The organism is Cupriavidus pauculus (assembly GCF_008801835.1).
Classification (GTDB): Bacteria; Pseudomonadota; Gammaproteobacteria; order Burkholderiales; family Burkholderiaceae; genus Cupriavidus; species Cupriavidus pauculus.
The window spans coordinates 23,919-42,438 of the sequence record NZ_VZOW01000005.1 but is presented as its reverse complement, the minus strand read 5'-3'; the positions used below and the strand labels follow the sequence as shown (position 1 = coordinate 42,438).

Here is an 18,520-nt window from a genome sequence, read left to right as displayed (position 1 = left end):
ACTCCTTAGCCGGTAATGAAAGCCGGCCACACCGGCATCTGCAGGTTGATGCCGTACACGAATGCACCGAGGCTGATCAGCACCAGCACCACGCCGTTGAGCAGCGCGCCCTTCCAGCTGAATTCATGGCTGGCCATCGACGACACCAGTACCAGCACGAACACCGACAACACCATGCCGAGCGGCTTGAGCAGCAGGCCGAACAGCACGACAGAACCGAGAATCCACAACAGGATCTTCAGATCCCAGCGGGCGAGTTGATCGTCTTCACCCTTCGACGACAAGGAACCGATCGTCACGAACGAACCCAGTACGGCAAGCACCAGACCGAGCAGGAACGGGAAATAACCGGGACCCATCTTGGCGGCTGTCCCCATGGTGTAGCCGCGCGCGACGAAGGAAAAGCCCAGACCGACCAGGATGAACATCAGGCCGGAGGCAAAGTCCTTTTGGCTGCGTATGCGCAAAACGATTCTCCTCAAAGTTGTGAAAAGCGGTACTGCGTGGCTCGCCGGCTCTGACGCCCACGCTGCGAACGCGCAGAGTCAGACACGTTCGACGCGATGGTGCGAACGATAAAAAGGCGAACTTTCAGCCGCCTTTCATTTGTCTGGGGTTTAGGGTATTTCCCGATCCTGCGAACGTATCGGACATCTTCATTTGCATCACAACGTGATGCAATTCCTGCGGACGATGCGCATCAGCGTAAGGCGACCGAAAGGTGCCACCGCAAGGAAGGTGAAAGGAAACATCGAGGCGTGAGGCGGGCGTGACCCGTAGACACGCCCCGCATTCTTTCAGGACGCTTACAGCGCCGAGGCAGACATCCTCGCAAAGACCATATGTCTGCTCATTCGGAAACGCAGCAGCATGTATGCCCGCCCCTTTTCAAGCTATCGCGCGACCTCGACGCCGGCGTCAGCATCTTCGCAGGGGGTTGCCATGCTCGTATCGGCCACTTGGCCCAGTGCTTGGGCGTGCGGCGGCGTCGGCAGGATATGGCTGCCGCGCCAGTTGCCATAGCGGTAGTAGCCGAACGCGAGCACCACCGACACCACCGAACCGAGCGGAAAGCTCCACCAGATCGATTCCGCGCCAATGCGGGGCGCCAGCATCCACGCAAATGGCAGACGGATGACCCACATCGAGATGAACAAGATCACCAGCGGCGCCATCACGGCACCGGTGGCGCGCACCGTGCCGAACACGACGATCGTGAAGCCGAACAGGATGAACGACCACAGCACCACACGGTTGATATGCTGCGCGATCTCGATGGCAACGCTATCGTCGCCAAGAAACAGACCCAGCGAATGACGGTTGAACAGATAGATCAGCGCCACTAGCGCGCCGGTGATCACCACGTTGAACAGCAGGCCCACCTGCGTGATGCGCGCCACGCGCGCCCACAGTCCCGCTCCCACGTTCTGCGCCACCATCGAAGAAACGCTCGCACCGACCGCCAGCGCAGGCATCTGCACATAGGTCCACAACTGCGAAGCCACGCCGTAAGCCGCGGTGGTTTGGGATCCGTATGTGTTGACGAGCGACATCATCACGATGGCCGACGACGAGATCACTACCATCTGCAGCCCCATCGGCAAACCCTTCATGACCAGCGCGCGCAGGATCGCGGCGTTGGGCACCAGCAGTGCAAGCTGGTGCCGATGTAGCAACAGGAAATGCTTGCGCCGATAGAGCAGCATGATCATCGCCGCCAGACTGGTCAGCTGCGCGATTAGCGTGGCCAGTGCGGATCCTGCAATGCCCAGTGGCGGAATCGGCCCCACGCCGAAGATCAACACCGGATTGAGCACCACATCGAGCACTGCCGACAACAGCATGAAATAGAACGGCGTGCGCGAATCCCCTGCGCCGCGCAACGTCATCATCACGAAGTTGTAGAAGTACATGAACGGCAGCGCAACGAAGATGATGCGCAGATAAACCACCGCCAGCGGCGCCGCATCCTCCGGCGTGTGCATGGCCGCCAGGATATGCGGCGTGAAGATGAACCCGAGGGCCGAAGCAATCACCGACAGTCCGACAAAGAAGGTGGTGCTGGTGCCCACCACGCGTCGCGCCTCGTCGACATCCCGCGCACCGATCGCCTGCCCGATCATGATCGTATTGGCCATGCTGATGCCAAACACCACGCCCAGCAGGAAGAACAGGATGATGTTGGCGTTCGACGTCGCCGTCAGCGCCGCCTCGCCCAGATAGCGGCCCACCCATACGGAATTGATCGAGGCGTTGAGCGACTGGAGAATGTTGCTGCCGAGCACCGGCAGCGAAAACATCAGCAGTGTGCGGCCAATCGGGCCGGTGGTCAGTCTGGCGTCTGGCTTCATCTGTGGGGATTTTCCGCACTGCAACAGCGCGTCGTTTCGGACCTGTCAGTCTAGTCCTCACGGGCGAGCGGTGCCAGCGCCGGCCACCGCTCCGCCCCGGCCGATAATCGCCCGCATCGCGCTGTGCGAAATCCGGCGCGACGCGTTAAGCTTGCGGCTTTGCCACCGGCCGTCCGCGGCACGCCTGCTTCCGGCGCACCGCCCTATCCCGCACAGGAGAATTTCATGACCTATCAGGATCTCGCTCTCTATATCGATGGTGAATTCGTCAAGGGCGGCGACCGTCGCGAGCAGGACGTCATCAATCCGGCCACGCAGGAACAGCTGGGCAAACTGCCGCACGCCACCACGGCGGACCTGGACCGCGCCCTGGCGGCCGCCCAGCGCGCCTTCACGTCGTGGAAGAACACGTCCCCGCTCGAGCGTTCGGCCATCCTGCGCCGCGTGGCGCAACTGACGCGCGAACGCGCTCGCGAAATCGGCCGCGACATTACGCTGGACCAGGGCAAGCCGCTGGCCGAGGCCGTCGCCGAAGTCACCATCTGCGCGGAGCACGCGGAATGGCACGCCGAGGAATGCCGCCGCATCTACGGCCGCGTGATTCCGCCGCGCAATCCCGCCGTGCGCCAGATCGTGGTGCGCGAGCCGATCGGCGTCTGCGCAGCCTTCACGCCCTGGAATTTCCCGTTCAATCAGGCCATCCGCAAGATCGTGGCCGCAGTGGGCGCGGGTTGCACGCTGATCCTGAAAGGCCCCGAAGACTCGCCCAGCGCCGTGGTGGCGCTGGCGCGCCTGTTCCACGACGCAGGGCTGCCCCCGGGCGTGCTGAACATCGTCTGGGGCGTGCCCGGTGAAATCTCGACCTACCTGATCGAATCGCCGATCGTGCGCAAGATCTCGTTCACGGGATCGGTGCCGGTGGGCAAGCAGCTTGCCGCGCTGGCCGGCGCGCACATGAAGCGCGTCACGATGGAACTGGGCGGTCATTCGCCGGTACTGGTCTTCGACGACGCCGACATCGAACCCGCGGCCGAAATGCTGGCCCGCTTCAAGCTGCGCAATGCCGGCCAGGTATGCGTGTCGCCCACGCGCTTCTATGTCCAGGAAAAGGCTTACGACAAGTTCCTGGCGCGCTTTACCGAAGTGATTGGCTCGATCAAGGTCGGCAACGGCCTCGACGACGGCACGCAGATGGGTCCGCTGGCCCACGAGCGCCGCATCGCATCGATGGAGCAGTTCCTGGACGATGCCAACCATCGCGGCGGCAAGGTCGTGGCGGGCGGCGCACGCATCGGCGACAAGGGCTTCTTCTTTGCGCCGACTGTCGTCACCGACCTGCCTGACGATGCCAAGCTGATGGTCGACGAACCATTCGGTCCGGTAGCGCCGGTCACACGCTTCAAGGACACCGAAGAAGTGCTGCGCCGCGCCAACAGCCTGCCGTTCGGCCTGGCATCGTACGTCTTCACGAATTCGCTGAAGACGGCGCATCAGGTATCCAACGGGCTTGAAGCGGGCATGGTCAATATCAACCACTTCGGCATGGCCCTGTCCGAGACGCCGTTTGGCGGCATCAAGGATTCCGGTATCGGCAGCGAAGGCGGCCAGGAAACCTTCGACGGCTACCTGGTGACGAAATTCATTACGCAGGTCTGATGCCTGGCACCCCTGCACCGGGGACGGTGCAGGGGTGCCCACCCTACTTCGCGCTGGTGGCCTGGCGGTAATCCTCCGCATACTGCTTCCACTGCGCCAGCGACACGTCGCGCCCATGCCGCGCCAGACGTAGCGCCTTCGACTGCCAACGCCCGCCCGCCGCAAAATCCTGCAGCGCCTCGATACGATCGGCCGCCTGATGGCCGCAGCCTCGCAGGTGCGCCCAGGCCGCCGCGCGGGCCATGGTGGTCAGCACCATCAGCAGCGCAGGTTTGTCGCGACAGTGCGCCAGGTCCACACGGTCCGAGGTCGGCTGCAGGCTCTTGACCAGGAACGAGTCACGCTTGTCGAGCGCCACGCAGGAAAGCAGCGCTGGCGATGCGGCCTGCATGATCTGCTGCGTCGTCGTCACGCGCTGCGCGTCACTGTTCCAATGCGGCTGTCCGTGCCTGTGCATCGCCACCCAGGCGCTCGGCGCAGCGCGCTTGATATCGATGAGCCGTCGAGCGGACGGGTCCCCGGCTTCATGCGCCAGTACCACGTACCGCTCCAGGCCAAGGCTGCCGACACCGGCCACGCGTCGCGCCACGTCTTCGACCACGAATCGGTGACCATGCTGCGATGACTTCGAATACAGCGCGAGGATACGGGCTGCACGCTCCCGCTGCGCCTTGTCCGCGCGCAGCGCACGCCGGTCGATTTTGATGCGAGGGCGACCGTCGCGGATGGTGGTGCGCGCTGCCAGCAAAGCGCCGCGCTTGCGTCGCTTCACCTGCCGCAGCAGCGTGGCCACGAGACCCATGGCCGTTGCACGTTCGATCCAGCGCGGCTTGCCGGTGCGCAACGTTGCAACGTAGGCCGCGAGCATGTGGTCGCATAGCGCGCGCGCATCGCCGTCCGACAGGCCGAAGCCATGCCCGGCCACCAGCACGCTTGACAGCATGCGCACGAGGTCCACCGTAAACGGCGCCACCAATGCATCGTCGAAATCGTTCAGGTCGAAATAAACCAGGCCGTTGTCGCCCTTGAACGAGCCGAAATTCTCCACATGCAGGTCGCCGCAGACATAGGTCAGTGGCGCATCGAGGCCGATTTCATCGCTCAGCGAGGCCGCGTAGAGATGATTGGTGCCACGAAAGAACGCGAAGGGGTCTGCTGCGATCGCTGCCAGCTTCAGGGTCAGGCGTTCCGGATCGCGGCCGTGGTTATAGTGCAGGATGCTTTCGGTGACGGCATGCATTGGCGAAGTCCTTCCATGCGGCTTGCGACGTTCGCCGCCACAATGGAGGCGCTATCGGAAAAACATGCCGCGAGTCAGGAAAGTGTAATCCGCTTCGGTTGCCATGAGCCACACCAATACGAGCAGGCAAAGCGGCGGCAACAGGATGGCACAGATCAGCGCCAGCCGTTCCCACGCCATGTGCATGAATACGGCGACGATCAGGCCCGCCTTCAGCACCATGAACAGCAGGATCAGGATCCAGCGCAGCATGCCGGACAAGTGAAGGTAGTCCACCATGTATGACATCGTGGACAGGATGAAAAGCAGCACCCAGACTTTCAGATACAAGCCGATCGGGTGCGCTTGTCCGCCGTGGCTTTCTGCTGGTTCGACATCGCCGGGCGCGGCGCGAGCGGGAGTGGTAGCCATGTTCGGCCTCACCAAAGATAGAACAGCGCAAAGATAAACACCCAGACCAGATCCACGAAGTGCCAGTAAAGCCCGGCGATCTCCACGGGCTGGTAGTTGCCGCTGAGGTCGTAGTGTCCGCGCAGCACCTTGCTGGCGATGAACAGCAGGTAGATCACGCCACAGGTCACGTGAAAGCCGTGAAAACCCGTGATCATGAAGAACGTCGAGCCAAACTGCGCGGCGCCCAGCGGATTGCCCCATGGTCGCACGCCTTCCACAACGATCAGCTTGGTCCATTCGAACGCCTGCATGCAGACGAACACTTCGCCGAGCCACGCCGTCACGAACATCAGCTTGGCGCATGCCATGCGGTCGCGCCGGTAGGCGCAGTTGACGGCCATCGCCATCGTGCCGCTACTGGTGATCAGCGTGAAGGTCATGATGGCAATCAGCAGCAATGGCACCGGCTGACCGCCGATCTCCATCCCGAACACTTCGCTGGGATTCGGCCACGGCACGGTGGTCGCCATGCGCACCGTCATGTAGCCCGTCAGGAAGCAACTGAAGATGAAAGTGTCCGACAGCAGGAAGATCCACATCATCGCCTTGCCCCACGACACCTTGAACGCGTGGCGGTCCGAGGACCAGTCGGCGACCAGACCTCGCACTCCGCTCGGCAGCGTGTCGTGCGATGCAACGGAGGAAGGAATTTGCGAACTCATCGATGCCCCCTTGCGTCAGCCCCGGCCGCAGATGTAGTTGACGATTTCCGGCGTCAGCCAGCCGAGCGCAACCAGCAGGACCATCCACAGGGCAAGCAGGAAATGCCAGTAGCGCGCGCAGAGTTCGATGCGGGCCAGCGTGCGCGCACCGCTGCCGCGGTCGGCGGCAACGATGCAGAAGGCCGCCAGTCCGCCGATCACGTGCAGGCCATGCATCGCCGTGAGGAGATAGAAGAAACTGCCGGCGGGATTGTTGGCGGGCACCACGTGCGCGGCATACAACGCGCTCCATGCCCACAGTTGGCAGGCGACAAAGGCGGCGGCCCCGAGTCCGCCCAGACGCAGTGCCACGCGCGCCCGCGCCATGCCGCCGCTACGCGCCGCGCGGGATGCAATAGCCATGGCCAGGCTGGCCAGCGCCAGCAGCGCGGTAGACAGCCAGGCCTGCCACGGCAAGGCAATGCGCTGCCAATCGGGGCTGTCCATGCGCATGACGTAGGCCGCCAGGAACAATGTGAACAGCGCGGTGACAACGCCCATGAACACCCAGAGGCCGACGCTTTCCGGCGCGCGCCGTCCGCCGCCGTGCATCGCGTGGCCGCCCGAACCGCCGCCCGGCGATTCACGCGAGACGCGAAATACGCCCGTGCCGGCGTCGACGGCAACCGGGTCGGCTTTCATGCCACGGCTCCGCGACTTGGATGCGGTTCCGGCGCGGCACCGCCGGCCTCGGGCGGCGCATTCTGCGCAATGAAGTCTTCCGCCGCACCCGGCACGCTGTACGCATAAGCCCAGCGATAGACGACGGGCAGACGAGGCCCCCAGTTGCCATGCACCGGCGGCGTCTGTGGCGTCTGCCATTCGAGCGACGCGGCCCGCCATGGATTCGATCCCGCATGCCTGCCGTGCCGCAGGCTCCAGAACAAATTGAAGACAAAGAGCAATTGCGCGGTCGCCACCACGAATGCGGCAATCGAGATATACATGTTCATGGTGTGCGCGGATTCGGGAATGAAGCTGTAGTTGTCCCAGGCGTAGTAGCGCCGTGGCATGCCAAGGATGCCGAGGTAATGCATCGGGAAGAAGATCGCGTAGGTGCCGATGAACGTGACCCAGAAATGCACGCGGCCCAGCGTATCGTCGAGCAGGCGGCCCGTGACTTTCGGATACCAGTGGTAGATGCCGCCAAACACCACCAGGATCGGCGAGACGCCCATCACCATGTGAAAGTGCGCCACGACGAAATAGGTGTTCGACAGCGGAATGTCCACGCTGACATTGCCAAGGAACAGCCCTGTCAGGCCGCCGATCACGAATGTGCTGACGAAGGCGATGGCAAACAGCATCGGCACCGAGAAATGAATGTCGCCGCGCCACAGCGTGATCACCCAGTTGTAGACTTTGATGGCGGTGGGCACGGCAATGATCAGCGTGGTGGTCGCGAAGAAGAACCCGAAGTACGGATTCATGCCGCTGACGAACATGTGGTGCGCCCATACCACCACCGACAGCAGCCCGATCGCCAGAATCGCCCAGACCATGGTGCGATAGCCGAAGATGCTCTTGCGCGCATGCACGCTGATCAGGTCCGACACGATGCCGAATGCGGGCAGCGCAACGATATACACCTCGGGGTGGCCGAAGAACCAGAACAGGTGCTGGAACAACAGCGGACTGCCACCCTTGTAGCCGAGTTGCTGCCCCATCGACACCATAGCAGGCATGAAAAAGCTGGTGCCCAGCGTCTTGTCCAACAACATCATTACGCCCGAGACAAACAGCGCCGGAAACGCCAGCAGGGCAAGGATGGTGGCCATGAAAATGCCCCAGACCGAAAGCGGCATGCGCAGCAGCGTCATGCCCTCGGTGCGCGCCTGCAGCACGGTGGTGACATAGTTCAGCCCGCCCATCGTGGCCGCCACGATGAAGATCAGCAGCGACACCAGCATCAGGATGATGCCCCAGTCGTGCCCGGGCGTGCCGGGCAGAATCGCTTGCGGCGGATAAAGCGTCCAGCCGGCGCCGGTCGGTCCGCCCGGCACGAAGAAACTGGCCAGCAGCACCAGCACCGACAAGAAGTAGACCCAGAAGCTGAGCATGTTCAGGAACGGGAACACCATGTCGCGCGCACCGACCATCAGCGGAATCAGGTAATTGCCGAAACCACCGAGGAACAGTGCCGTCAGCAGGTAGATCACCATGATCATGCCGTGCATGGTGACGAACTGGTAGTAGCGATTGGCGTCGATGAAATCGAACTTGCCCGGGAAGCCCAGCTGCATGCGCATCAGGTTGGACAGCGCCACGCCCACCAGCCCAACCACGATGGCAACCAGCGTGTACTGCACCGCAATCACCTTGTGGTCCTGGCTCCAGACGTAGCGCGTCCAGAAACCCTGTGGGCCGTGGGCATCGTTGGCATAGGCCATCGTTTCCTCCTTGCCTATTTCCCGCCCTGTGGCGCTGCGGCAGTGCCGGAGCCCAGCGAGTGGATGTAGGCGGTCAGTGCCGCCACCTCCGCATCCGTGACAGGCAGTTTGGGCATCACCGGCCCGAAGCCCTTCACGATGCGTGCCTGCGGGTCTTCGATCTCCCGCTTCAGGAAAGCGTCGTCTACCGTTGCGCTGCTGCCGTCGGTGAATGCCTGCGTGCTGCCGAACAGGCCTTTCCACGTGGGTCCCACGCTTGCGCCGCCGTCAACGCTATGACATGCCGCGCAGCCCTTGCTTTGCGCCAGCGCGCGGCCCTGCGCGGCAAGGTCGCCACCTGTCGATGCATCCGCGGCAGCCGGCTGGGCGGCCTTCGCCATGGCCACCGCAAAGGTCTGCTGCTTGGCCAGCCAGCTGTCGAAAGCCGCCTGCTCCTCCACGATCACGTAGCCGCGCATGTTGTAGTGACCGACACCGCAGAGCTGCGCGCAAAGGATGTCGAACTTGCCTGCCTGCGTGGGCGTGAACCAGAACGACGTGACCATGCCAGGCACCATGTTCATGCGCGCGCGAATCGGCGGCACGTAGAAATCGTGCAGCACATCCTTGGACCGCAGCAGCACCTTGACCGGCCGGTTCAACGGCAGGTGCACCTCCGGCCCGACGACGATGACGTTGTCCTGCCCGCGCGGATCGTCGGGATTCAACCCAAGCGGATTGCTGGCGTTGACGAAGCGTGCATCCGTGGTACCGAGCTGGCCGCTCTTGCCGGGAAAACGGAAGGCCCATTGCCACTGCTGGCCGACCACTTCCATCTGCATGGCGCCGGGCGGCGGATGAACATAGTCGGCATAGACGATCAGGCCGGGCGCAAGCAGCGCCATGATGCCGACAGTACTTAGCCCGATCAGCCAGCGCTCCAGCCGGGCGTTTTCCGGCTCATAGGCGGCGCGATGTCCTTCGCGATGGCGAAAGCGCCAGACGATATACGCGACGAACAGGTTGATGACGACGAAGAAGACGCCGGTAATGACGAGGGTAATGGTGAGCGTGTCGTCCATCTGCTTCCAGTTGGACGCCAGCGGCGTGGCCCACCACGGGCTCAAGAAATGGAAGAGCACCGAAGCGGCAACGATGATGACGAGCGCAATTGCAATCGCCATGTCCCCTCCTCGTGTGCGCTGAGCCAGGCGGCAAAGCGCCCGCGTACGCACGTGGAATAAGACTAGTGCATCGTCTCAGGTCACTGCAAGGCGACATGCTGCGCATGCAGTAAGGCACCGCTCACAGCGTTCTGCACCTATCCGCGCGGCGGCGCGCCACCGCAACGCAGCAAGAAGAAAGGCGGAGGAGGACCGCGCCTCATCCGCCTTGCATCGCCATATGATGCGTGTGTCTCACGGCTCCACCCGGGCAGTCGCGCTAATGGATGACATCGCGCGATTCGAGCTTCCAGTAGCACAGCGCAATAGCCATGCCGAAAATCAGATGGCCCGCCAACGTGTGCCAGCCCCGCGCATCGACGAACCAGGGAAATGCGGACGTCATCACGTAGAAGTTGAACACGTAGATCACGAGGCCGAACACCGCGCCGACCAGCAGCGACATGCCGGGGCTCGAATCGAGCTGGAAGGGTGCCATGATGGCACCGAGCACCACGCCGAGGATCGTGCCGAGCACAAAGTGGATGATCAATGCCATCGCCACGGTGCTCACGCTGAACATCGATGTCTGCAGCACGTCGCGTCCCATCACGATCGCCGCGATCATGCGCGTGGTGGCCCACGGATGTACGCCCGCGACCATGGTCGCCCAGAACATCTCCACGACGACCACCAATGCGCCTGCCGCAAGTCCCGACACTGCCGCCGCGGACCAGTCGGGCCGGCGACGCACGTAGTGGTGCGAATGCATGTGAAGTTCCATGGTGTCCTCCATCCTTGCGCGGCCAACGATGGCCATCAGGTAAAGCATAGGACAGCCTCTGCCGAGGTGGAGATCTGCAGAAAGCGCATGCGCACGCGGCGATACTGACCAGCGCGCGGAAAGTCGCTCGCACGGTACATGAGGCCAAGCATTGCCCACGCACGTTTCAAACACTGCGGGACAACCCTGATGCCTGCCGCCTTGTATTCGGCACACACGACCTATACTGGAAAACATAAAGAAACAAGACAGGAGACCGCCATGGTGCATCTGCAGGCGCACGATCTTGTATTTCTGATCCCCATGGCACTCGTCGGCCTTTTGGCGATGGGTGCGATTCCGGTGGCCGCCAAGGCCCTGCGTATCAGTTGCCGTTGCGCGGGCGCCATCATCGGCGTGCTGCTCGGGGTGCTGGTATTGGAAGCGCTGCCGCTGCTGATATAGCGCGGCAAAGCGGAATCGAGGCGCCTTTTTGAGAGAAGGAGGCGCGGATGTCGCTGACACTGCTCGCCGCCCTCATGGCGGCGTTACTGGTGCTGACCGTGGCTTCGGCGCTATGGCGCTGCAGTCATCCATATCGAATGCGCTACCGGCGCTGCGCCCGCCGTCGCGCGCGCGCCGGCATTTGCCGGCAAATGCCGCGCCGCCAGCCCTGACGACTTACGGCCGCGGCGCGCTTCAGATCTCGATCATCGAGAAGTCACTCTTGCCGACATCACATTCCGGGCAGCGCCAGTCTTCGGGAATGTCTTCCCAACGGGTGCCCGGTGCGAGGCCTTCTTCGGGCAGGCCCTGTTCTTCGTCGTAGACCCAGCCGCAAATCAGGCAAACCCAGGTCTTGTAGGCAATCGTTTCCTGCTCCAACACGCGCTCCCAAGTGATTTCGAAATTCCGTTCGGGGCGAATGATACGCGACTATGCGCGGCGTTTAGCGGCGACCGCGTTCGAGCCTTCCGTCCAAACGCCGTGCGCCACATCATGCCGATCGATGCCGCCTACTGCCGGATCGAGAAATCGACGCGGTTGGGAGCACCTTTGTCCTTGATCCCTTCTGCCGTGAGCTTGGGCGCGGTCAGGAACAGCTTCGAGTCTGCAACCTTGCCCTCGCGTTCGAGCGATTGCTTGACCGCCAACGCACGCTGGTCGGCCAGCGCACGCAGTTCGGCATCGGTCACGGGGGCGTTTTCCAGCAGCAGCTTTTCCATCTCCGCCGGCGGCAACGATTTGTTCAGGCCGATAAAGTTCTTCGGCTTCTTGAACGACTCGCGCTTGTAGACCGCCTCGAGATACTTTGGATACTCCTGCTTCGTCACCGTCACGCGCGCGCCCTGGTCGCCGCCTTCGCCTTCCTCGGCCTGGCTGCCCGATTGCGCGGAGCGACGCAGATCGCGCTGCTTGGCATCGGCAACGCGCTGGTCCAGCCACACGCGACGCGCACCGTCCGCGTCAGTGGCAGGATCGATACGCCCGCTGATCTCGAGCCGCAGCGATGGGCGGTCGTTCAGCGCTTTGCCGACGGTTTCGATCTTCTTGTGCGCGTCGTCGGTAAGCGTGGACGAACCCGGCGCGAACTCGATGTAGCCCAGTTCTTCACCGCTGCCGCCAAACGCCGACGCAATCAGCGAAAACGGTGACGTGATGGCCTTGGTGAGCAGATTGACGATCACGCGCAGGATCACGCCGCCGATGCTGAACTCGGGATCCGACAGCGACCCGGAAACCGGCAGGTTGATATCGATGACACCGTTGCGATCCTTGAGCAGCGACACCGCCAGCAGCACGGGCAGCTTGACCGCATCGGGACTATCGGTCTTTTCGCCGAACGTCAGTTGATCGAGGTACAGATGGTTCTTCGCATCGAGCTTGCCGTTCTCGATCTTGTACGCCACGTCCACCGTGAGCTTGCCCTTGGTGATCGGATAGCCGGCATATTTCGCAGCGTAAGGCGTCAGCCGCGTCAGTTCCACGCCGGCCGCCTTGGCGGCAATGTCGAGGTAGAGCTGCTCGCCCAGTGGATTGAGCTTGCCGCTGATGCTGACCGGCGCATCGTCATCGAGCCGGCCATCGAGCACAAGGTCGGCCGGTGTGGGATCGCCCGACGACACCTTCGACACCGAACCTTTCATGTCGGTGAGATTGGCAGAGTAGTTGGGCTTGACGAAAAAGTCGGAAAAATTGATGTTGCCCTTGTTGATCGATACGCCGCCGAGCCGGATCTGCGGGCGCGGACCGCTCGGTGCTGGCGGCTGCGCCGGCGCCTCTGCGACGGGCGCGCTGGCTGGCGGCGCCGACGCGGCGTTGGCTTGCGTCAGGCTCGTGGATGGCGCGGCCTCGCCTTTTTCGGCACCACCTGCCATTACGTCCTGCAGGTTCAGCCGGCCGTTCGCGTTCAGGATCACACGCGCATAGAAGTCGGACAGCGCGACATGATTGATCCCGACCTGCATCGGCCCCTTGGCTTCGTTCATGTTGAAGTCGATGCCGCTGACCGCCAGAGCGCGCCAGCGCAGGAAGTCCTCGCCCGTAATGCGGTCCACCGTGCGCACGTTGCCAGCCACCGCATTGCCGTTGAACTGCACCGCAATCGGCTTGCCGGCCGGCGCGTTATAGCTGGCGCGCCCCTTGAGCGTCATGGTGCCGCTGCGCAGCGCCGCATTGAAGCGATCAGCCAGATACGGCTGCAGCGGCGCCATATCGAGGTCGCGCAGATCAAGCTGCAATTGCGCGGCTGGGGCGGTCGGCATGATCTGACCATCGATATTCATCACGCCCTTGCGGCCACTTTCCGCATGCAGCTTCATCGGCAGTGCGCCCGGCGACAGCGGCCATGTGATCGTGCCCGTGTTCAGTCCGATATTGCGGAACTGATGAATGACGGGACGGCCGCGATTGGCGTCGGCCGGCGCATAGTCGGCGATACGTGCCGCACCGCCCTCCACCGCCACCTTGCCTAAGCGTACTTTCCACACCGGAGGCGCCGGCTTGCCGCTGGCTTGCGCAGCCGGGGATGCGGGCGGCGGCGCATTTCTGTGCGCGGCCGCGTCCGAAGCGGATTCTGCCGCCCAGATCTGCGCGGTCTCCAGCAACTGTCCGCGATGGTCGCGCGTGGCCGAGATCTGCGGCTGCACGAGCGCGACCTGCCCCGCCTCGAATGTCTGTTTGGCAAGGTCGAGCTGGATACCGTCGAGCACGAGCTTGCTGGCCTTGATCAGCGGAAGGCTGGCGCCTTCGCTGTCCGCCACGCGTACGGCGCGCGCCGCACGCACGGTACGCGCACCCTTGCGCACTGGCGCGGCCCGGGCGCTGTCGTCGGGTGCAGCCGGCGCGGCGGTGGCCGGCATGGCAACCGGCTCGCGTGTGCTCACGTACACGGGAGCCAATTCGAGGCGCGATTTGTCGAGCGTGAACTGGAAGACTGGCTGCGACCATGCCATGGCATAGTGCAGTTCCGCGTTGACGCCGGTGTCACCGAACTGGCTGCGCAGCTCACGCGGCCACCACGCCGAGAATCCTTGCGGGCGCAGTCCGGCGGTTTCCAGCGTGCCCTTCAGCGTGCCCGGCTTCAAGGCCAGTTCGCCGGTGTGCTTGATGGTCTGCCCGTTGGCAATCGTGATGTTGGCGTCGAGCTTCGCCGGTTTGTCGCCTGCGCTGGCCAGGTCGGCGATATCCACGTTGACCGGGCCGATTTCGAGCTTGCCAGGCCCGGACGGCGCGAGTTCGTCGACAAACCCGAGCGTCGCATCCTTGAGTGCGATCCGGTCGACGGCATAGGCCCACGGCGCCTCCTCTGGACGCGCTGGCGGCGTCTGGTTGCCAGCCGCGGCCGGCGCCGATGCCGATGCCGATGGCACTGATGCGGCGGGCGGCGTCTGCACCGCCGCCGTTTTCGAGGCGGGCGGCGTTGCCCTCGCCGCTTCGGGCAGAAAGGCGGTGGCCAGATTCAGCGTACCGTCGGCTCGGCGCAGCGCTTGCAGGCCGAGCCCTTCCAGTTCCACGCTCTTCACATGCACGCGATGCGCGAGCGGCTCGATGCGATCGAGATCCACGGCCAGACGGCCGGCCTTGATCAGCGGCGCGCCGGCATGCGTCTGCACATCGGCATCGCGCAGCGTGACCGTGCCGGACACGTAAAGGTCCTGCTTGTCCTTGTCCTGCCGAAAACCGACCTTCAGGCGGGTATCGACCCGCCCCGCGGTGACCTGCGCGTCCTTGAGGCGCGGCGCGAACGCCATGTATTTCGCGATCTCGAGGCCGTCCAGATTGACATTGAGATTGGTCTCATGCGTTTCGGCGAACGGCTGCGACGTGCCTTCAAGCGCCAGCGGCGACCCGTTGATCTTGGCAAACAGCGACGGACGGGTGTTCACCTCGACGTCGTGCGGCAAGTTGGACAGAAACGGCAGCGTCAGCGTGAAGTTCTCGACACGCTGCACGGTATCGCGCGGCTTGTCGTCATAAACGAAGCTGCTGTTGGTCACCGCGATATTGCTGACCGAGAAACGCGCGGGCTTGCTGTCGGCCGGCTTGGGCGGCTGCGCAGCGAAGCGCTCCTGAATATCGGCGAAATTCATCCGACCGGCGGCGTCGCGCACCACATGCACGGCCAGGCGGTCGATATGGAGAAAATCGACTACCGGCGCCAGATGCCATATCGACGCGGCCGAGGTATTGGCCTCGATTTCTCCCAGCGTCACCATCGGCGTCTTGCCGTCCGCCTCGAATATCGTCAGGTCGGTTGCCGTGGCGGCCAGTTCGAAAGGCCGGACATGCGCCGCGCCCAGCGTTACCTTGCGGCCCAGCGCCTCGGTGGCATTCTTCTCGACCAGATATTTGATAAGCGGCGGCCCGCCAAAATAGCCGGCCAGCCCGAAAATCGCCACGGCGGCCACCAGGCCGCCCGCTACACGCAAGGCCACGCGCCGGCGCGGCGTTGCCACGGCCGCCCCTGTCGCAGCCTGGATCGAATCCTTGAAAGCCATGTCACCCCAGAAAGTCTGACCCCGCGCCCGATGCGAGCCGTGCGCTTTGTGCCCCGGATTTCACTTGAATTTGTATTATGGAGACGGATTATGGCAGCGCAAAGGACGATTTAGTATTCGATTTGCTGGAAATGGCAGGGCGCCAGGGATCGATCTGGTATCTTTACGCCTTTGCGAAGCGTCCGTCGTGCCCGCCTGCTTACCCGCCGGCCCCGGTTCGCCAAGTTCGTGTCGTCATCCTTTCGGCCGTCTCCCTCCACGTCACCCGTGTTGCGCGCTTCGTATGTGAAGAATTTGTCCATGCGAGTCTTTTCATGTCCTCCTCCAGCAGTACTGCCGGGGTAACGGGCGCGCAAGGCGGTCAAGCCGCCCGCCCGTTGACCGGCCAGGATTACAAGACGTTGGCTCTTGCAGCGCTTGGCGGCGCGCTCGAGTTCTACGACTTCATCATTTTCGTTTTCTTCGCCAAGGTTATCGGCCAGCTGTTTTTCCCGGCGTCGGTGCCGGACTGGCTGCGCCTGCTGCAGACGTTCGGCATTTTCGCTGCCGGCTATTTGGCGCGCCCGCTCGGCGGCATCATCATGGCGCACTTCGGCGACCTGCTTGGCCGCAAGAAGATGTTCACGCTTTCCATCCTGCTGATGTCGGTACCGACGCTGCTGATGGGCCTGCTGCCAACCTATGCGACCGTGGGGCTGCTGGCACCGATGGCGCTGCTGGTGCTGCGAATCCTGCAGGGCGCGGCCGTCGGCGGTGAAGTGCCCGGCGCGTGGGTATTCGTCTCGGAACATGTGCCGAAGCGCCATATCGGCTACGCCTGCGGCACGCTGACCGCTGGACTCACGGCCGGCATCCTGCTCGGCTCGCTGGTTGCCACCGGGATCAACGCGGTGTTCGATCCGCAAGAACTGCTGTCGCATGGTTGGCGCGTGCCGTTCGTACTCGGCGGCATTTTCGGCGTCGGATCGATGTACCTGCGGCGCTGGCTGCATGAGACGCCGGTTTTTGCCGAACTGCAGCAACGCAAGGCGCTGGCCGCGGAAATGCCGCTCAAGACTGTGGTGCGCGATCACGGTGGCGCCGTACTGATCTCGATGCTGCTGACGTGGATGCTGTCGGCCGGCATCGTGGTGGTCATCCTGCTCACGCCGACGTATCTGCAGACGATCTATGGATTTGACGCCCGCACAGCACTGGTGGCCAACAGCGCCGCGACGCTGACCCTGTCGATCGGCTGCGTGGTCGCCGGGGTGCTGGCGGACCGCATCGGTGCGCGCCTGACGCTGTCCGTCGGCGGCGTATTGCTGGCCGCCAGCGCCTATGCGCTCTACACCACGGTCGGCGCGCGCCCGGACCTGCTGCTGCCGCTGTACGCGCTGGCCGGCTTCTTTGTCGGCACCATCGGCGCGGTGCCGTACGTGCTGGTTCACGCGTTCCCCGCGCAGGTTCGATTCTCGGGCCTGTCCTTCTCGTACAACGTCGCCTACGCGATCTTCGGCGGCCTGACTCCGGTGATCGTCTCGCTGATGTTGAAGAACGATTCGCTCGCGCCCGCGCACTACGTGGTGGGCGTCTGCGCGATCGGCATTGTTACGGCGATGTTCGTGCGCAAGCGCCACGCCTGAACGCGGCCGCCGCGCAAATGTGAAAAGGGGAAGGCTCGCTGCCTTCCCCTTTTGATTTCCAGCCCTCGCCTGCGCGTTACGCGGCCCGGCGGTGCTGCCTGAAGAACTGCCACATCAGCCAGCTGGCATCGGGGCCGAGATCGCTGTGATATTGGATGCTGGCGTCGCCGCCGCTCCACGCATGATCAAGGCCCGCTACTTCCACCAGTCGTACCAGATCGCGATTCCAGCGGCCAAAGCGCACGTCGCGACAAGCGCCGTCGTCGGGCCCAGGGCCATCGTCATCGTTGGCGCTTTCCAGCCGTTGATCGAGCTTGTCGGCTAGCCCGTTGTACGCGAGAAACTGGCGAGCCAGCAAGCGCCCGTTAAGCGGATTGACTGCCTCGTCCGCCGTGCCATGGACTACGATCGCCGGCATCTCGGGCCCGCCCGGGCTGACGCCGGCCGCTTCGAGCAGCAGCGCAGGTTCAATCGCCGAGCCATGGCGCATGGCCTTCAGGCCGCCGCGCGGGTTATCGGCCGCGCCGATCACGACCCCCGAATGCATGCCGACCGCCGCCACCTTTTCCGGATAGCGCAGCGCCACCACCGCGGCCATGGCCGCGCCAGCCGAGAGACCTGCCAGGTAGATTTCGCCGCGCCGGACGTCAGGCCGATTGCCCAGTTCGTCGATCAGCATCGACACCGCCTGCGCCTCGCGGCCGCCCACACCGGCGCCAAGGTCGAACCACTGCCAGCAGCGGTGCACCGACCGCCGCAGCGGCTGTTGCGGATAGGCGACGATAAACCCCTCGCGCTCGGCCAACGCATTCATGCGCGTGCCCGCCGCAAGGTCCTCCGGCGTTTGCTGACAGCCGTGCAGCATCACCACAACGGGCAGCGCACCTTTTGCCCCGGATGGGATATAGAGCCGATACGAGAGCTGGGGCACGAGTTCGCCAGGCAGCGGTGCCAGCTTCAGCTTGTGCGATTGCCAGGCCCCGGGAAGGTCTCCAGGGGCGGGTTCGCCGGGCGCGGGATACCGCAGGCGGCGCGCTGCCGGATAGTCGTTATCGGGACGACCCAGCCAGCTACGGATTTGTTTCACGGTCTGGATCGGAGCGCGACTGATGGGTCGCCACTGCGTCTCCCAGACCGGAGATAGGCTTTTGGCCATATGAAGACTCCTGTTCAGCTTGGAACGGGCCTCCTCCTGTTAT

At 63.6% G+C, this 18,520-nt stretch carries 16 protein-coding genes; 4 read left to right on the top strand and 12 right to left on the bottom strand.

Features of this window, described 5'->3' with window-relative positions; translation table 11 throughout:
* Positions 1-5: 5 nt before the first annotated feature.
* Together F7R19_RS07835 and F7R19_RS07830 are read right to left on the bottom strand one after the other, a co-directional pair.
* On the bottom strand, positions 6-467 hold the full coding sequence (locus tag F7R19_RS07835; RefSeq protein WP_061957137.1) for a tripartite tricarboxylate transporter TctB family protein: 462 nt from the start codon (positions 465-467) through the stop codon (positions 6-8).
* Positions 468-893: 426 nt separating this feature from the next.
* A complete protein-coding gene (locus tag F7R19_RS07830) occupies positions 894-2,351 on the bottom strand; it encodes an MATE family efflux transporter (RefSeq protein ID WP_150979888.1) in 1,458 nt (485 codons plus the stop codon).
* A 225-nt stretch (positions 2,352-2,576) separates the two neighbouring features.
* Here F7R19_RS07830 and F7R19_RS07825 point away from each other — a divergent pair, with 225 nt between their 5' ends.
* Entirely contained in the window at positions 2,577-4,007 is a 1,431-nt protein-coding gene (locus tag F7R19_RS07825; protein ID WP_150979887.1) for an NAD-dependent succinate-semialdehyde dehydrogenase, read from the top strand.
* A gap of 43 nt (positions 4,008-4,050) precedes the next feature.
* Here the strand turns inward: F7R19_RS07825 and F7R19_RS07820 are convergent, their stop codons facing one another.
* The 7 genes from F7R19_RS07820 to F7R19_RS07790 form a co-directional block, all read right to left on the bottom strand.
* The gene (locus tag F7R19_RS07820) at positions 4,051-5,247 is read right to left on the bottom strand and encodes a DUF2252 domain-containing protein (RefSeq protein ID WP_150979886.1); all 1,197 of its coding nucleotides are present in this window, start codon (positions 5,245-5,247) and stop codon (positions 4,051-4,053) included.
* A gap of 51 nt (positions 5,248-5,298) precedes the next feature.
* The gene (locus tag F7R19_RS07815) at positions 5,299-5,658 is read right to left on the bottom strand and encodes a cytochrome C oxidase subunit IV family protein (RefSeq protein ID WP_061957133.1); all 360 of its coding nucleotides are present in this window, start codon (positions 5,656-5,658) and stop codon (positions 5,299-5,301) included.
* An 8-nt stretch (positions 5,659-5,666) separates the two neighbouring features.
* Positions 5,667-6,362, bottom strand: a complete 696-nt coding sequence (locus F7R19_RS07810; RefSeq protein WP_061957132.1) for a heme-copper oxidase subunit III family protein — start codon at positions 6,360-6,362, stop codon at positions 5,667-5,669.
* 15 nt (positions 6,363-6,377) lie between these two features.
* On the bottom strand, positions 6,378-7,043 hold the full coding sequence (locus F7R19_RS07805) for a cytochrome c oxidase subunit 3 (protein WP_061957131.1): 666 nt from the start codon (positions 7,041-7,043) through the stop codon (positions 6,378-6,380).
* Positions 7,040-8,791: a cytochrome c oxidase subunit I gene (gene ctaD, locus F7R19_RS07800; protein ID WP_150979885.1), complete on the bottom strand. Its 1,752-nt coding sequence runs from the start codon at positions 8,789-8,791 to the stop codon at positions 7,040-7,042. Before ctaD ends, F7R19_RS07805 begins: the two co-directional genes overlap by 4 nt.
* Before the next feature lie 14 nt (positions 8,792-8,805).
* On the bottom strand, positions 8,806-9,954 hold the full coding sequence (locus F7R19_RS07795) for a cytochrome c oxidase subunit II (RefSeq protein WP_150979884.1): 1,149 nt from the start codon (positions 9,952-9,954) through the stop codon (positions 8,806-8,808).
* A 259-nt stretch (positions 9,955-10,213) separates the two neighbouring features.
* Positions 10,214-10,717, bottom strand: a complete 504-nt coding sequence (locus F7R19_RS07790; RefSeq protein WP_061957150.1) for a hypothetical protein — start codon at positions 10,715-10,717, stop codon at positions 10,214-10,216.
* A gap of 261 nt (positions 10,718-10,978) precedes the next feature.
* Here F7R19_RS07790 and F7R19_RS07785 point away from each other — a divergent pair, with 261 nt between their 5' ends.
* Entirely contained in the window at positions 10,979-11,161 is a 183-nt protein-coding gene (locus F7R19_RS07785; RefSeq protein WP_061957128.1) for a hypothetical protein, read from the top strand.
* Between the two features lie 47 nt (positions 11,162-11,208).
* Positions 11,209-11,373 (top strand): hypothetical protein, encoded by a 165-nt coding sequence (locus F7R19_RS29690; RefSeq protein ID WP_170292568.1) that lies wholly within the window; start codon positions 11,209-11,211, stop codon positions 11,371-11,373.
* A 22-nt stretch (positions 11,374-11,395) separates the two neighbouring features.
* Here the strand turns inward: F7R19_RS29690 and F7R19_RS07780 are convergent, their stop codons facing one another.
* Both F7R19_RS07780 and F7R19_RS07775 read right to left on the bottom strand, forming a co-directional pair.
* Positions 11,396-11,581 carry a rubredoxin gene (locus F7R19_RS07780; RefSeq protein ID WP_061957127.1) on the bottom strand — a complete coding sequence of 62 codons (186 nt, stop codon included), beginning with the start codon at positions 11,579-11,581 and terminating at the stop codon, positions 11,396-11,398.
* 131 nt (positions 11,582-11,712) lie between these two features.
* A complete protein-coding gene (locus tag F7R19_RS07775) occupies positions 11,713-15,696 on the bottom strand; it encodes a DUF748 domain-containing protein (RefSeq protein ID WP_150979883.1) in 3,984 nt (1,327 codons plus the stop codon).
* Between the two features lie 314 nt (positions 15,697-16,010).
* Here F7R19_RS07775 and F7R19_RS07770 point away from each other — a divergent pair, with 314 nt between their 5' ends.
* Complete coding sequence (locus tag F7R19_RS07770) at positions 16,011-17,321, top strand: MFS transporter (RefSeq protein ID WP_061957125.1); 1,311 nt, start codon at positions 16,011-16,013, stop codon at positions 17,319-17,321.
* Positions 17,322-17,397: 76 nt separating this feature from the next.
* Here the strand turns inward: F7R19_RS07770 and F7R19_RS07765 are convergent, their stop codons facing one another.
* Entirely contained in the window at positions 17,398-18,477 is a 1,080-nt protein-coding gene (locus F7R19_RS07765; RefSeq protein WP_061957124.1) for an extracellular catalytic domain type 1 short-chain-length polyhydroxyalkanoate depolymerase, read from the bottom strand.
* Positions 18,478-18,520 lie beyond the last annotated feature (43 nt).